Origin of the sequence: Gordonia neofelifaecis NRRL B-59395, from assembly GCF_000192435.1 — a bacterium.
GTDB classification, from domain to species: domain Bacteria; phylum Actinomycetota; class Actinomycetes; order Mycobacteriales; family Mycobacteriaceae; genus Gordonia; species Gordonia neofelifaecis.
The window spans coordinates 274,641-289,507 of record NZ_AEUD01000002.1 but is presented as its reverse complement, the minus strand read 5'-3'; the positions used below and the strand labels follow the sequence as shown (position 1 = coordinate 289,507).

Sequence of the window (14,867 nt, the reverse complement as noted above, 5' to 3'; positions counted from 1 at the left end):
AGGCAATGGATTTCCAGCAGATTCTCGACGCTCCGATCGAACCCGGAGGCCTGGTCGAGTGGATACCGGCGGTGCCGGGCGGTCTCGGCAGTTGGCGCCGCGACGTCCGCGAGACGTCCCACAATCACGAGCAGCATCTGCGGTCTGCCTTCGAATACCGTGCGCTGACGCATCGTGAAGGCGGTCGCGAATCCTGGCTCGGTCTGTCCATCGAGTTCGACGAGCCGATGTCCGTGCCCGCGGTTCGCACGGCGATCGTCGCGTACATCAACCGCCACGAGGTGCTGCGCACCCATGTCGTGTTGAAGGCCGACCGCCAAGCTCACTATCGCACCGAGCGTTACACCACTCAGACGGACACGGTGCACGTGAAGGTGGCGCGGATCGGCTGGTACACCGAGACGCCGCTGCTGCTCGAGCAGATCGCCGGGTCGTTCGACCGCGCGACCGCTCCCCTGCACTGGCCGGCCTACCGGTTCGCCACCGTCGCCCGCCCACGGAGTTTCACGCTTCTCTTCGCCGCCGACCACTCTCTCGTCGACGGCTACTCCCTGGTGACCGCCCATCACGAGCTGACGGAGCTCTACCGCGCCGCGCGCGAGGGGCGCCCGCCGATGCTCGAGCCGGTCGGCAGTTACCTCGACTTCTCCGACGCCCAACGCCGGGCCGCCGACGCCGCGGACACCGACCATCGGGCCGCACGCACCTGGGCGGAGTTCATCGGACGCTACGGAGGCACGATGCCGCCGAATCCGCTCCTCACCCCGCTGGCATCGTCGCCGACCCGTCCCATAGGCGCCTCGGAGGCCAACGAGCCCGCGCCCGTCACGCCCGTGCAGCCCGCCCGCACTCGGCTGCTGCTCGACGACGCTGCCGCACTCCGATACGAGGACTACTGCGCCGCGTCGGGGGCGTCGCTCGTCGGCGGACTGCTCGGCGCTCTGGCGGTCGCCTTCCGGGCGACCACCGGGGCCGACGACTTCGCGATCATCATGCCGCGACACACCCGCACCGAGCGATCTTGGTCACATTCTCTGGGGTGGTTCGTCGGCCTCGCACCGCTGGTCGTCGACGTCTCCGACGATCCGCCGTTGGCCGAAGCCGCTCGGCGCAGTACCGAGGCCCTGACCGCGACCCGCCACGGCAGCGAGCTCCCGTTCCTTCGTGTGGCGGATCTCATCGGACTGGCGGGTTCGCCGACCATGGTGGTGTCGTACATGGATACCCGGGCCACGCCCCGGGCCGCCGCAGGCGACGAGGGGGGCGCACGCGTTCTACGCAGCCATTCCTACGCCGATGACGAGGTCTACGTATGGGTGAATCGCACGCCGGGGGGAATCCGGATGCATGCGCGATATCCAGCGCACGGCGCGGAGGAGGTGTCTGTTTTCCTCGACCGCTTCGCCGACCTACTCGCGCGTACGGCCAAAGACGGGTAGACCATTTTCTGGACTTGCGCGAGACGCCCCGCACCGAGCATTTGTTCGGTGCGTTAATCTGAGTCGCGGAAATCACGTTGGCCCGTGGAATGCGAGCCACGTGTCGGACGCCACGAGCGGGAGACTCCCGCGCGAGACGCAGCCCGTCGACCCCGGATGGTGACAAACCGTCCCCGACAACGGCCCGCCCCCGGCGGCGCCACAGGAGTGCCAGTGACCAGTTCCGCTGAGATCAGTCAGACGACCATCAGGAAGGTCCTCATCGCCAACCGCGGTGAGATCGCCGTCCGTGTCATTCGCGCCGCGAAGGATGCAGGCATCGCCAGCGTCGCCGTGTACGCAGAGCCGGACGCCGACGCACTGTTCGTCCAGTTGGCCGATGAAGCCTTCGCTCTCGGCGGCCAGACCTCGGCCGAGTCGTACCTGGTGTTCGACAAGGTCCTCGACGCCGCTGCCAAGTCGGGCGCCGACGCCATCCACCCCGGCTACGGCTTCCTCTCCGAGAACGCCGAGTTCGCGCAGGCCGTGATGGACGCCGGGCTGACCTGGATCGGCCCGCCCCCGGCCGCGATCCGCGACCTGGGCGACAAGGTGACCGCTCGCCACATCGCCGAGCGCGCCAAGGCGCCGATGGCCGCAGGCACCAAGGACCCGGTCAAGGGCGCCGACGAGGTCGTCGAGTTCGCCAAGGAGTACGGCGTGCCGGTGGCCATCAAGGCGGCCTTCGGCGGCGGCGGTCGCGGCATGAAGGTCGCACACACCGTCGAGGAGATCCCCGAGCTCTTCGAGTCGGCGACCCGCGAGGCCGTCGCAGCCTTCGGCCGCGGTGAGTGCTTCGTCGAGCAGTACCTCGACAAGGCCCGCCACGTCGAGGCTCAGGTCATCGCCGACCAGCACGGCAACGTGATCGTGGCAGGCACCCGCGACTGCTCGCTGCAGCGCCGCTTCCAGAAGCTCGTCGAGGAGGCCCCCGCGCCGTTCCTGACCGACGACCAGCGCGCACGCATCCACAGCTCCGCCAAGGCCATCTGCAAGGAGGCCGGCTACTACGGTGCGGGCACCGTCGAGTACCTGGTCCAGGGCGACACCATCTCGTTCCTCGAGGTCAACACCCGACTGCAGGTCGAGCACCCGATCACCGAGGAGACCGCGGGCATCGACCTGGTGCGCCAGCAGTTCCGCATCGCCGAGGGCAAGGTCCTCGAGTTCACCGAGGATCCGGCGCCGCGCGGCCACTCGTTCGAGTTCCGCATCAACGGTGAGGACGCCGGTCGCGGCTTCCTGCCCGCACCGGGCCCCATCAGCGTCTACCGCGAGCCGTCGGGCCCCGGCGTCCGCGTCGACTCGGGTGTCCGCCAGGGCGACGTCATCGGCGGCCAGTTCGACTCGATGCTCGCCAAGCTGATCGTCACCGGCGAGAACCGCACCCAGGCCCTGGAGCGCGCGCGTCGTGCCCTGGCCGAGTTCGAGGTCGACGGTCTGGCGACCGTGATCCCGTTCCACCGCCACATCGTCTCGAACCCCGCGTTCATCGGCAGCACCGATGAGAACGGCGTCGAGAGCTTCGAGATCTACACCAAGTGGATCGAGACCGATTGGGAGAACCCGATCGAGCCGTTCACCGGCGGCCAGCCGCTCGACGACGAGGACGACGCTCCGCGCCAGAAGGTGGTCGTCGAGGTCGGCGGTCGACGCGTCGAGGTCTCGTTGCCGGGCGATCTCAACCTCGGTGGCGGTGGCGGCACCAACGGCGCCGTCCGCCGTAAGCCGAAGTCGCGCACCCGCAAGAAGGGCGGCGGAGCCGCGGCTTCGGGCGATGCCGTGACCGCTCCGATGCAGGGCACCGTCGTGAAGGTCGCCGTCGGTGAGGGCGACGAGGTCGCCGAGGGCGACCTGGTCGTGGTCCTCGAGGCGATGAAGATGGAGAACCCGGTCACCGCGCACAAGGCGGGCACCATCACCGGTCTGTCCGCTGAGGCCGGCGCCGCCGTCACCCAGGGCACCGTCCTGCTCGAGATCAAGTAGCTCGCAGCGCACGTAAGCTTGTGCCGTGTTCCGTGACCCGATGGGTCCCGGAACACGGCACAAGTCGTTTCAGGGGAGGAGTGAGGCGGGGAATGGAAGCCGTCGAAGTAAACGCCGGGGCCTGGTATCTGCGTGCGCTGCGGCACGACGACCGGCTCTCAGACGTGCCAGCTCTGGAGTTGCTCGGCGTCACCGACCCGGTCGGCTACATCCGCGCCGCCGACGCCGGCTGGGCCGACGAGTCCGGCCTCACCTGGGCGGTCTGCGTTCCGACCACCGGAGAGCTGGCGGCGGTCATCGGAGTCGACGCATCGGGGACCCTGTCCGGCGTCAGTCGTGATCAGTTCGACGACGCCCTGGTGGCCGCAGTGGACCCCGCGTCCCGCTGCGCCGCCGCGCTGCTGGACGTCGTTCCCTCACCGCTGCGCACAGCACTCCCCGGCCGCTGACTCCGGATCTACGGGCTCAGTCGGTGGACGCCTCGACCGGATCCTCGCGCATGCGGTTCCGCGCGGCGTAGAAGACCGCGGTCAGCAGTACCAGCCAGACCGCGCCGACGACGAACGCCACGCGGGTGTCCGGGTCGAAGGCCACGACGCCGCCGACGAAGGCCAGGAAGGCGATCGCGATCAACTGACCGTACGGCCAGAACGGCACGCCGAACTCGACCCGGCTCTGCTCTTCCGGCGTCATCCGCCGCCGCGAACGGTACTGCGACAGCAGGATCATCATCCAGACGAACATCGTCGCGAAGGTGGCGATGGACGCGATGATCAGGAAGGCCCGCTCCGGGATCGCCCAGTTCAGCACCACCGCCAGCAGCAGCGCCACCACCATGATCACGACCGTCAACCACGGCACGCCGTTCCGCGAGACCCGCTTCATCGCAGCGGGAGCCTGCCCCCGCTGGGCGAGTCCGTACATCATCCGACCGGCGCCGAAGACGTCGCTGTTGATCGCCGACAAGGCCGCGGTGATGACCACGACGTTCAGCACGGTGGCCGCGGGCGCCACGCCCAGCGCTTCGAAGATCTGCACGAACGGACTGCTCTCGCCGGTGATCTCGCTCCACGGGATGATCGACATGATCACCGCGAGCGTGCAGATGTAGAAGAGCAGGATCCGGATCGGAACGGTGTTGACCGCCTTCGGGATCGTGGTGCGCGGATTCTCGGCCTCGCCCGCCGTGATGCCGATGATCTCGCTGCCGCCGAAGGCGAACATGACCACCGCGAAGCTGGACAGGAACCCGCCGATGCCGTTGGGCATGAAGCCGCCGTCGGTCCACAGGTTCGAGACGCCGAGGCTCGTGTCGTGCACGCCGAACCCGAAGATCAGGATCGCGACGCCACCGCCGATCATGGCGATGATCGCGACGATCTTGACCATCGTGAACCAGAACTCCATCTCGCCGAAGACTCGCACGTGCAGCAGGTTCACCGCGCCGATGAAGAACACCACCGCCAGTACCCACGTCCAGCGCGGCACATCCGGGAACCAGAAGCTCATGTACACGCCGAACGCGGTCACGTCCGCCAGACAGACCACGATCATCTCGAAGATGAAGGTCCACCCGGTCATGAAGCCGGCCAGCGGACCGAGGTGCTCGGACGCGAACTCGCCGAACGAGCCCGCCACGGGATTCCGAACGGACAGTTCGCCGAGGGCGCGGAGAACCATGTAGATGATCGCCCCACCGATGAGATAGGCCAGTAGAACCGACGGCCCCGCCTTGTGAATCGCTTCGGCGGACCCGTAGAACAGGCCCGTGCCGATCGCCGAGCCGAGCGCGATGAACCTGATATGGCGTGCGGTGAGCCCGCGGGTCAGGTGCTGAGCGAATTCGGTCACGGGCAACCACTTTATCGCCTGGCGGCGAGAATCTGGCCTTCGCGGCGGACAGGACGTGTGGAGCGTTACAGGAGCGAATCCGCCGGATTGCCGAGATCCGTGCAGTCCACGAGCACGACGTCGTCGCGGTGCTCGATGAGATAGCGGAACGCGGGCAGGCCCGCGCCCATCTCGGCGATCGCCTCGCGAATGCGATGCGCGCCGAGGTAGAAGGGCTGGGCCGGCCGGCCGGCGTACGACGCGCGGCACAGCGAGTCCGGGCACCCGTCTGCGGCTTCGATCACCCGCGACACCGCGATCGAACCGGCGTCGGGACTGTCGAGCGTCTGGAACACCGCTCCGCCCCAGGACGAGTGCTGATCGGCGAAGTCGAGGGCCGCGGCCGCACAAGCGTCGAGGCTGTCATACCAATCCGGCAGATAGAGCATCGTGGACGTGGTGTCCGGCGCGGGCACCACCCGAGCGCCCAGGGCGATGTAGACCTCGTCGCATCCGCCCGCTCCGAGACTCGCCACGCACGCCAGCAATCGCTCCAGCTTCGGGATGTCGCCTTCACGAGCGGGCAGGCGCTCGTCGCCACGGGCGACGACGACGATTCCGCCGACCGGGCGCACCGGTCCGGAGGAGTTAAAATCACCGCCGGATTCCATGATGCTCGATTCTACGCGTTCATCTACCATCGACTCTTGCAACTGGTTCGCCCGGACGAGATCACTATGGAGCCCCTGCTTCTCGTCTCCGGGCGTCGACGCGCGAACACCACCTCGCGGTGGCGTCCGCCCGCGAAGAGGGAATCCGGTGAGACTCCGGAGCTGACCCGCAGCGGTATGTCGGAACGAACGCCGTATCAAGCACTGGGAAGGCCCTGCCGAGGCAGCGGCGCCTGGGAAGCGACGGCCAGTAGACGCGGCTCCCTCATCGAGTCGCACGCCGACGAGCCCGAAGACCTGCCGGATGTATCGGGCACACCCGTGCCCGATGGCTGTCCGCCTCGAGGAATGGGCGACTGACGAACCCTTGGCTCGCAGCGCCCTGCATGGCGACGGCTCGAACTACTCATGCAGGAGAGAAGAATCAGTCATGTCTGACGACACGGCACACACCACACCGACGACGTTCCGCGCCACCGTTCCGGGTGTCGCACGCATCGGTGTCAACCGAGAACTCAAGCGCGCGGTCGAGGCCTACTGGGCCGGGCGGATCGACGCAACCGCGCTGGAACGAGTCGCCGCCGGGATCCGGCGCGACAACCGACAGCGGCTGATTGCCGCGGGATTCGACTCGATTCCGGTCAACACCTTCTCGTTCTATGACCAGATGCTCGACACATCGGTGCTGCTCGGCGCGCTCCCCCCGCGAGTGGCTTCCGTCGCCGACCCGCTGGATCGCTACTTCGCCGCCGCCCGCGGCACCGCGGACATCGCTCCGCTCGAGATGACCAAGTGGTTCGACACCAACTACCACTATCTGGTGCCCGAGATCGGTCCGGACACCGCGTTCGCACTCGACCCGGCCAAGATCCGGGACGAGGTCGCCGAATCCCTGGCGGAGGGTGTTCCCGCCCGACCGGTAGTGATCGGCCCGATCACCTTCCTCGCACTGTCGAAGGCGGTCGGCGGCGCCGCAGAACCGCTCTCGCGGATCGACGACCTGGTTCCGCTCTATGCCGAGTTGCTCGGAGAACTGCACCGGGCGGGCGTCCACTGGGTGCAGATCGACGAGCCGGTTCTGGTCACCGATGAGGGTTCCGGCTCCCATGATCTGGCAGATCTGGCCGAGCGGGTGTACGCCGCGCTCTCCGCGGTCGCCGATCGACCGCGGATCCTGGTGCAGACCTACTTCGGCGACGCCGCCGACCGGCTCGCCGCTCTCGGACGGACGGACGTCGAAGGCGTCGGCGTCGACCTCGTCGCCGGCACCTCGGACGGCGTAGTCTCGGCCGGCTTGACCGACAAGCTCGTCGTCGCCGGTGTGGTGGATGGCCGAAACGTCTGGCGCACCGATCTCGACGAGGCGTTGGCCGCTCTCGACTCGCTCCACGGCCACGTCGGAGCGCTGGCAGTCTCGACATCGTGCTCCACCCTGCACGTGCCCTACACCCTGCGCGGTGAGTACGATCTCGACGCCGCACTGCACGGCTGGCTCGCCTTCGCCGAGGAGAAGTTCGCGGAGGTCGCGGCGCTCTCGCGGGCACTCACCCACGGCATCACCGACCAGGCGGAGCAGTTCCGCGCATCCAGGGCCGCCCTCGCCACGCGCGAATCCGACCCCCGGCTGCGCGTGTCCGCCATCCGCGAGCGTCTGGCCGGACTGGAGCCCACCGATTGGACACGGACCGCGGCCGGCGTCCGCAGAGAAGCCCAGGACGCCGCTGCGAGCCTGCCCGTCCTGCCGACGACGACGATCGGTTCTTACCCGCAGACCGTCGAGATCCGCAGAGCACGACTCGCGCTGCGCAACGGCGCCATCGACGACACCGCGTATCGGACGCGGATGCAGCGCGAGATCGCCGAAGTGATCGCACTGCAGGAGCGTGTGGGGCTCGACGTCCTCGTGCACGGTGAACCCGAGCGCAATGACATGGTGCAGTACTTCGCCGAGCAACTCGACGGGTTCTTCGCGACCGCGAACGGCTGGGTGCAGTCGTACGGGTCGCGGTGCGTGCGTCCGCCGATCCTGTTCGGCGACGTGACGCGGCCGAACCCGATGACGGTCGGCTGGATCACCTATGCGCAGTCACTGACCGACCGACCGGTCAAAGGCATGCTGACCGGACCGGTGACGATCCTCGCATGGTCGTTCGTTCGGGACGATCAGCCGCTCGCGGACACCGCCGGCCAGGTGGCCCTGGCCATCCGGGACGAGACGATCGGCCTGGAACGCGCCGGCGTACCGATCATCCAGGTCGATGAGCCCGCGCTGCGCGAACTCCTTCCCTTGCGCGCGGCCGATCGCGAGGCGTATCTCGACTGGGCCGTTACCGCATTCCGCATCTCGACCGGAGGGGTTGCCGACGCGACGCAGATCCACACTCACCTGTGCTACTCGGAGTTCGGCGACGTGATCGGCGCTATCGCCGCCCTCGATGCAGACGTCACCTCGATCGAGGCCGCACGCTCGCACATGGAGGTCCTCGACGACTTGAACTCCGCGGGATTCGCCGCACAGGTCGGACCGGGCGTCTACGACATCCATTCACCGCGTGTGCCGACCGTCGACGAGATGACCGCGTCCCTGCGCGAAGCATTGGCAGCGGTCCCGGCTGATCGACTGTGGGTGAATCCGGACTGCGGACTCAAGACGCGGAGCAACGACGAGGTCGTCCAGGCACTCACGAACCTGGTCGCCGCGGCGCACCGGGCGCGTGACGAGGTGGCCGCGCCCATCGGCTGACGCCGTCGAGAACCAAGCCGGGGTCCACCGGTATCCGTCTCGGTACCGGTGGATCCGCGCAGTCGGAGCGCAGGTCCGAACTACAGTGAGCGTCAACCCGATTCCCTTGCGACGGAGGTCGACGCAATGCTCCGATGGCTGGCGGTCCTCGCGACCTGGGCACTCACCGCTCTGTCCCTGCTGCTGGTGCTCCTGGTGTCTTCGTGGTGGTTGTTCCTCACCGGTGCGCTGCTGTTCATCGCGGCGGTCGGCACGCACGACCTCGCGCAGCGCAGGCACAGCATCTTGCGGAACTATCCGGTTCTCGGCCACTTCCGATTCCTGCTCGAGGCGATCCGGCCGGAACTGCAGCAGTACTTCATCGAGCGCAACACCGACGGCACGCCGTTCGACCGCGTCACCCGCACGACGATCTACGAGCGCGCCAAGAACGTGAAGGACGTCGACCCGTTCGGCACCCAACGGGATCCGAACGCGATCGGCTACGAATACGTCCAGCATTCGATCGTCGCCCAGCCCGCCGCTGCCGACACTCCCACGGTCCGGATCGGCGGCCCGGACTGCACCCAACCGTACGACATCGCGATGTACAACGTCTCCGCCATGAGCTTCGGCGCGCTCTCCGCGAACGCGATTCTGGCGCTCAACGGTGGCGCCGCCCGAGGCGGATTCGCCCACGACACCGGTGAGGGCGGACTCAGCAAGTACCACCTGGAGCCGGGCGGCGACCTGATCTGGGAGATCGGCACCGGCTACTTCGGGTGTCGCACGCCCGACGGGCACTTCGACGCCGACGCCTTCCGGGAGAAGGCGGCGACGCCGGCGATCAAGTGCATCTCGATCAAGCTGTCGCAGGGCGCCAAGCCCGGACTCGGCGGTGTGATGCCCGGTGCCAAGGTGACCGCGGAGATCGCCGAGATGCGGAACGTTCCCGTCGGCGAGTCGGTGGTGTCGCCGCCGTCGCACAACGCCTTCCACACCCCGATCGGGCTGTGCCGGTTCATCGGCACACTCCGCGAGCTCTCCGGAGGCAAGCCCGTCGGATTCAAACTGTGCGTCGGCTCGCGCAGCGAACTCCTCGGGATCTGCAAAGCCATCCGGGAGACCGGGATCGCACCCGACTTCATCATCGTCGACGGGGCGGAGGGCGGCACCGGTGCGGCGCCTATCGAGTTCGAGGACAACGTGGGCATGCCCCTCACCCAGGGGCTGATGACCGTGCACAACGCGTTGGTCGGGACTGGACTGCGGGACCAGGTCCGGATCGGCGCGTCGGGCAAGATCACCAACGGCATCGACATCGTCAAACGCGTGATCCAGGGTGCGGACTTCACCCTCGCCGCACGCGCGATGATGATGGCCGTCGGCTGCATCCAGGCCCAGAAATGCCACACCAACACCTGCCCCGTCGGTGTCGCGACTCAGGATCCGCGGCGTGCCCGCGCGCTCGACGTGGTCGACAAGACCGAGCGCGTGTACAACCTGCAGCGGCACGTCGTCGACAACGCCAAGCAGTTCGTGGCGTCGATGGGCCTGCGCAGCTTCGACGATCTGCATCCGTCGATGTTGATGCGCACCATCGGCCCCAGCACGTCGAAGTCCTATGCCGAGATCTACGAGTGGCTCTCGCCGGGCGAACTGCTGACACACCCGCCGGAGTCATGGCGAGAGGACTGGCAGTTTTCGAGTGCCGAGGCCTTCGTGCTCACGAGCGCCCACGTACCCGACCCGTCCCGACGACCGCCGACGCACGGGAGCACCAGCCACCATCTGGCGGTGTGAGTCGCCGGGCCCGGCCGGCGACCTCACCACGCCCGTGCCGTCTCAGCACCCACCGACCACACCTTCAGCGCCCGTGCCCTGGAAGCAGTCCGTGTCGCCTTGTGCTGCGACGCGCTATGAAGTTCTCAAACAACCCGAGACGACCTTCACGGCCAGCTCCGATCTTGCACTGACTATGATATGGATCACCTTTGACAGAAGTGGCTGTGCGGGGCACTGGGGCGGCACGCGCAGCCGTCGATCAGGAGATACAGGCCCGGTCGGCGGTCAGCGCCAGGCGAACACCGGCTGTTCCAAGTCGTGCACACGGGTGTCGCGGCCGGCGAGGACCACCTCGGCGAACTGGTAGATGACGGCCGCCGTCGGCGCGTGCACTCGCGCGCCCGCGATGTTCAGCGAGACCAGGGTGCGCGGCGACTCCGGAATCCGGCTGAACTGCGCGGGCCTGCGCAATTCGTCGAAGGTCACGAAGAACAGCTGGTCCACCTCGTCGGGGCTGGGCGTCACCGGCGGGTCGTCGTCGGTCCAGCAGACCACCGGTGTCATCAGATAGCCCGATCGGGTCTCGTAGTCGTCGAGCAGGCCGAGCACGGCGTCGGCGCCGAGATCGATGCCGATCTCCTCGCGGAGCTCGCGCAGCGCGGCCTGGGTCGCGGTCTCCCCCGGATCCAGGCGGCCGCCAGGCAAGGCGAACTGTCGTGCATGGTTACGCAACGTCGCGGGACGTCGAGCGATCCAGATCCCGTACGAGTCGTGCCGCCGTACCACCGTGATGGCGACCGCCGAGCGCTTGAGGGTCCCGTCAGGATCGTCGACCTCTCTCCGCGCCCAGTTCCGGACTCGCTCCTCAGCCGCCGCGCGCGTGATCTCCATGCATCCATCTGTACCCGGTGGCCGCTGCTCGCGCGGCCACCGCGCCGTTCCGACAACGGTCCGGCAGTGCTTCGGCGTGAAGGAACAGAGGGCCCCTCCCGGCGGCATCGTGTGCCTTCACCCGATCTCGATGAGCAGATCGCCGGGCGCTACTTCTGCAATCCCTGCCACCACCAGGCGTTTGACGACGCCGTCGACCGGTGCGGTGATCGCCGCCTCCATCTTCATCGCCTCGATGGTGCCGACCGCTGTCCCCGCCGACACCTGGTCACCCTCCCGGACAGTGACCGTCACGACACCGGCGAACGGTGCTCCGACCTGGCGAGGGTCGGCCCGATCGGCGCGCTCGGCGACGACCGTCACGGGCTCGACAGCCCGGTCGACGGCGACTATCGGCCGCAGCGTGCCGTTCACGGTGAACAACACCGTACGGTGACCGAGTTCATCGGGCTCTCCTACGGCTTCGAGACCGACCAGCATTTCGATTCCCGGACCGAGCCTGACGCGGTGCTCCTCACCGGGCCGCAATCCGTAGAAGAAGGCCGTCGCCGAGAGCCGAGAGGTGTCTCCGTACGCGGTCCGATGAGCGATGAACTCTTCCGTCGGCCCAGGAAACAGAAGTCTGTCGAGGGTTCGCCGGCGACCAGCCCCGGGCTGCGACAGGATTGCACGGTCTGCGTCGGACAGTTCCGCGCGGGAATACGTGTGCACGCGCCCACGCAGGATCCGCGACCGCAGCGGCTCAGGCCATCCCGCGGCGGGTTCCCCGAGTTCACCGGACAGGAAGCCGATCACCGAGTCCGGGACGTCATGCGCCGACGGGTCGTCGGCGAAGTCGGACGCGGTGATCTGCTGCGCCACCAGTGACAACGCCAAGTCTCCGACCACCTTCGATGACGGCGTCACTTTGATCGGCCGCCCCAGCAATGCATCCGCGTCGGCATAAGCCTGCTCCACCTCCTCGAATCGGTGCCCCACGCCCAGCGAGATCGCCTGCTGACGCAGGTTCGAGAGCTGACCGCCCGGGATCTCGTGTTCGTAGACTCGGCCGGTCGCCGCTCCGACTCCGGACTCGAACGGCGCGTACACCCGTCGCACAGCCTCCCAGTACGGCTCCAAAGCGCACACGTCGCGCAGGTTCAGTCCGGTGTCGCGCTCACCGTTCTCCAACGCCGCAACGACGGCGGACAGCGACGGTTGACTCGTCGTCCCCGACAGCGGGGCGCTCGCCGCGTCCACCGCGTCCGCGCCGGCGGCGATCGCTGACAGGTAGGTCGCCACCTGGCCACCCGCGGTGTCATGCGTGTGAACGTGAATCGGCAGGTCGAACTCGCGGTGGAGCGCGCCGACCAGGGCCGTAGCCGCGCGCGGTCGCAGGAGTCCCGCCATGTCCTTGATCGCCAGCACGTGAGCGCCGGCATCCACGACCCGCTCGGCGAGGCGGAGGTAGTAGTCGAGGGTGTACAGGTCTTCCCGAGGATCCGACAGGTCTCCGCTGTAACTCAACGCCACTTCGGCGACCGCCGTCCCTGTTTCGCGCACGGCATCTATCGCCGGCCGCATGGCATCGACGCTGTTCAGCGCGTCGAAGATCCGGAAGACGTCGACGCCCGTGGCGGCCGCCTCGGCGACGAAACCGCGGCAGACTTCATCTGGATAGGGCGTGTAGCCGACCGTGTTTGCCCCGCGCAGCAGCATCTGGAGGCAGATGTTCGGCAGTGTGTCACGAAGCCTGGAAAGCCTCTCCCACGGGTCCTCTTTGAGGAATCGGAGCGCCACGTCGTAGGTGGCACCGCCCCAGCACTCGACCGACCAGAGTTGCGGGGTCAGTGCTGCCACGTGAGGTGCGACCGCTTCGAGTGCACTCGTGCGCAGGCGCGTGGCGAGCAGTGACTGATGCGCGTCACGGAATGTGGTGTCGGTGATCGCGACGGCGGACTGATCGCGCAACTCCTTCGAGAACGCCGTCGGACCGAGTTCCTGCAGCCGCTGCCGTGATCCCGAGGGCGGCCGCGCCAGGCGATGTGAGGCCACCTCGGGAAGCTTGGACACGGGCCGGACTGTGGGCGGCGATTCACCGTACGGCCGGTTCACGGTCACGTCAGCCAGGTAGGACAGCAGCCTGCCGACGTCGTCGCCCGGAGCAGAACCGGTGAGCAGTTCCGGATGCTCGTCGATGAACGACGTGGTGGTGCCACCGACGAGGAAGTCCGGATCCTCGAGCACTGCCCGTAGAAAGCCGATGTTGGTCGTGACGCCTCTGATCGAGAATTCGGCGAGCGCGCGTCGGGCACGCGCGGCCGCTGTCGGGAAGTCCCGACCGCGGCACGTGAGCTTCACCAGCATGGAGTCGAAGTGGCCCGTCACCTCGCTGCCGAGAGCGGCGGCGCCGTCGAGCCGCACGCCCGCGCCGCCAGGAGCGCGGTAGTCGCGGATTCGGCCGGTCTGAGGTCGGAAGCCGTCGGCTGGGTCCTCGCTGGTGATCCGGCACTGAAGCGCGGCACCGCGCGGCTCGATCGCGTCCTGATGCAGCCCCAGGTCCGCGAGTGTCGCGCCTCCCGCGATGCGCAACTGCGCCGACACCAGATCGACGTCGACCACCTCTTCGGTAACCGTATGCTCCACCTGAATCCGCGGATTCATCTCGATGAAGTAGTGCTCGCCTCGCTGATCGAGCAGGAATTCGACGGTGCCCGCACACGTGTAGCCGATGTGGCGAGCGAACGCCACCGCGTCCCGACAGATCCGATCCCGAACCGAAGAGTCCAGGCCGACGGCGGGCGCGATCTCGACCACCTTCTGATGGCGCCGCTGGAGACTGCAATCACGCTCGTAGAGATGCACGACGTCGCCGCTCGCGTCCGCGAGGATCTGCACTTCGATGTGCCGAGGTTCGACGACCGCCTGTTCGAGGAACACCGTCGGGTCTCCGAAGGCCGAGTCGGCTTCGCGGCTCGCCGCGCTCACCGCGGCAGCGAGTTCGTCGATCCGCTCGACTCGCCGCATGCCGCGGCCGCCGCCGCCCGCGATCGCCTTGACGAAGACGGGGAAGGTCATCTCCTCCGCCGCGCGCACGAGCTCGCTCGGGTCCGCGGACGGAGCCGAACCCGTGAGCACCGGCAACCCGGCCTCCCTCGCAGCCTGGACCGACCGCCTCTTATCTCCGGCCAAGTCCAGGACCGCCGCCGACGGACCGATGAAGACGAGCCCGTTGTCCTCGCATGCCCGCGCCAACTCAGGGTTCTCCGACAGGAATCCGTAGCCGGGGTAGATCGCATCCGCCCCGGAGCGCAGCGCCGCCCCGATGACCTCATCGACCGACAGATAGGCCTTGACCGGGTGACCCCGAAGTCCGATCTGGTACGACTCATCTGCCTTGAATCGGTGAATGCTGCCACGGTCCTCGAAGGGGAATACGGCCACGGTTCCGACGTCGAGATCTCGCGCCGCGCGGAATGCCCGGACCGCGATCTCGCCGCGATTGGCCACCAGAATCTTCGCCAT

The 14,867-nt window shown here is 67.8% G+C and carries 9 protein-coding genes and 1 riboswitch; of the genes, 5 read left to right on the top strand and 4 right to left on the bottom strand.

The window, feature by feature from the left end:
• The first annotated feature begins 5 nt into the window (after nt 1-5).
• The 3 genes from SCNU_RS03620 to SCNU_RS03610 all read left to right on the top strand — a co-directional run bounded on the left by SCNU_RS03620 (nt 6) and on the right by SCNU_RS03610 (nt 3,913).
• On the top strand, nt 6-1,439 hold the full coding sequence (locus SCNU_RS03620) for a condensation domain-containing protein (RefSeq protein ID WP_009678000.1): 1,434 nt from the start codon (nt 6-8) through the stop codon (nt 1,437-1,439).
• Nucleotides 1,440-1,646: 207 nt separating this feature from the next.
• The gene (locus SCNU_RS03615) at nt 1,647-3,464 is read left to right on the top strand and encodes an acetyl/propionyl/methylcrotonyl-CoA carboxylase subunit alpha (RefSeq protein WP_420795012.1); all 1,818 of its coding nucleotides are present in this window, start codon (nt 1,647-1,649) and stop codon (nt 3,462-3,464) included.
• Nucleotides 3,465-3,556: 92 nt separating this feature from the next.
• Nucleotides 3,557-3,913, top strand: coding sequence for a hypothetical protein (locus SCNU_RS03610; RefSeq protein ID WP_009677998.1), 357 nt, complete (start codon nt 3,557-3,559; stop codon nt 3,911-3,913).
• A 16-nt stretch (nt 3,914-3,929) separates the two neighbouring features.
• Here SCNU_RS03610 and SCNU_RS03605 read toward each other — a convergent pair whose 3' ends face one another.
• Nucleotides 3,930-5,315 carry an amino acid permease gene (locus SCNU_RS03605; RefSeq protein WP_009677997.1) on the bottom strand — a complete coding sequence of 462 codons (1,386 nt, stop codon included), beginning with the start codon at nt 5,313-5,315 and terminating at the stop codon, nt 3,930-3,932.
• Between the two features lie 65 nt (nt 5,316-5,380).
• On the bottom strand, nt 5,381-5,965 hold the full coding sequence (locus tag SCNU_RS03600; protein ID WP_009677996.1) for a hypothetical protein: 585 nt from the start codon (nt 5,963-5,965) through the stop codon (nt 5,381-5,383).
• Nucleotides 5,966-6,069: 104 nt separating this feature from the next.
• Nucleotides 6,070-6,284, top strand: a riboswitch (cobalamin riboswitch).
• A gap of 111 nt (nt 6,285-6,395) precedes the next feature.
• Here SCNU_RS03600 and metE point away from each other — a divergent pair.
• A complete protein-coding gene (gene metE / locus SCNU_RS03595) occupies nt 6,396-8,708 on the top strand; it encodes a 5-methyltetrahydropteroyltriglutamate--homocysteine S-methyltransferase (RefSeq protein WP_009677995.1) in 2,313 nt (770 codons plus the stop codon).
• 126 nt (nt 8,709-8,834) lie between these two features.
• Nucleotides 8,835-10,490: an FMN-binding glutamate synthase family protein gene (locus SCNU_RS03590; RefSeq protein ID WP_009677994.1), complete on the top strand. Its 1,656-nt coding sequence runs from the start codon at nt 8,835-8,837 to the stop codon at nt 10,488-10,490.
• Nucleotides 10,491-10,757: 267 nt separating this feature from the next.
• Here the strand turns inward: SCNU_RS03590 and SCNU_RS03585 are convergent, their stop codons facing one another.
• Complete coding sequence (locus SCNU_RS03585) at nt 10,758-11,363, bottom strand: NUDIX hydrolase (RefSeq protein WP_009677993.1); 606 nt, start codon at nt 11,361-11,363, stop codon at nt 10,758-10,760.
• Nucleotides 11,364-11,480: 117 nt separating this feature from the next.
• Entirely contained in the window at nt 11,481-14,867 is a 3,387-nt protein-coding gene (locus SCNU_RS03580) for a pyruvate carboxylase (RefSeq protein ID WP_040517513.1), read from the bottom strand.

Excerpts from the sequence above, each read along its gene's own strand:
- SCNU_RS03620 (WP_009678000.1), top strand. The coding sequence starts at position 6 with ATGGATTTCCAGCAGATTCTCGACGCTCCGATCGAACCCGGAGGCCTG.
- SCNU_RS03610 (WP_009677998.1), top strand. The coding sequence starts at position 3,557 with ATGGAAGCCGTCGAAGTAAACGCCGGGGCCTGGTATCTGCGTGCGCTG.
- SCNU_RS03600 (WP_009677996.1), bottom strand. The coding sequence starts at position 5,965 with ATGGAATCCGGCGGTGATTTTAACTCCTCCGGACCGGTGCGCCCGGTC.
- metE (WP_009677995.1), top strand. The coding sequence starts at position 6,396 with ATGTCTGACGACACGGCACACACCACACCGACGACGTTCCGCGCCACC.
- SCNU_RS03590 (WP_009677994.1), top strand. The coding sequence starts at position 8,835 with ATGCTCCGATGGCTGGCGGTCCTCGCGACCTGGGCACTCACCGCTCTG.
- SCNU_RS03585 (WP_009677993.1), bottom strand. The coding sequence starts at position 11,363 with ATGGAGATCACGCGCGCGGCGGCTGAGGAGCGAGTCCGGAACTGGGCG.
- SCNU_RS03580 (WP_040517513.1), bottom strand. The coding sequence starts at position 14,867 with ATGGCGAAGATTCTGGTGGCCAATCGCGGCGAGATCGCGGTCCGGGCA.